This is a genomic window from Siccirubricoccus deserti, assembly GCF_014283215.1.
Lineage (GTDB): Bacteria > Pseudomonadota > Alphaproteobacteria > Acetobacterales > Acetobacteraceae > Siccirubricoccus > Siccirubricoccus deserti.
In genome coordinates, this window is record NZ_JACOMF010000274.1 from 1 (window position 1) to 524 (window position 524).

The 524-nt window shown below is 65.5% G+C and carries 1 protein-coding gene; it reads right to left on the bottom strand.

The window, feature by feature from the left end; all coding sequences use genetic code 11:
- Window positions 1–16 precede the first annotated feature (16 nt).
- Window positions 17–524: IS630 family transposase (locus H7965_RS30290; RefSeq protein ID WP_186774132.1), on the bottom strand; the 508-nt coding region annotated here is incomplete at its 5' end.

The following is a 524-nucleotide window of genomic DNA, read 5'->3' on the forward strand; positions in this document are numbered from 1 at the left end:
CTAGAGCATTTTTGGTTTACTCGAACGCATAGCCTGAGTTGGCGAGGTAGTTTCGGCATTCTCCGGGACTGAAGATATCGAGCAGTCGGCCGATGGTGTTCCACAGCGCCTCGCGCGTTCGGGCGCCTGTCTTGCGCAGCCCGGCCTTGAGCTTGGCAAAGGCCTGCTCGATCGGGTTCAGGTCGGGCGAGTAAGCGGGCAGCAGCATGAGATGGGCACGCGCCGCGCGGATCGCCTCGCGCACGCCGGCCACCTTGTGGGCGGCAAGGTTGTCCATCACCACCACGTCGCCGGGTTTCAGTGCCGGCACGAGGAACTGCGTGACATAGGCGCGGAAGGCCTCGCCTGTCATCGGCCCATCCAGCACCAGCGGCGCGACGATGCCGGTGCTGCGCAGGCCGGCGACGAAGGTGGTGGTCTGCCAATGGCCGTGCGGTGTGGTGTCCACCAAGCGCTCGTTGCGTGGCCCCCAGCCGTAGCGGCGCACCATGTTTGTCGAAGCGCCGGTCTCATCGAGGAACACG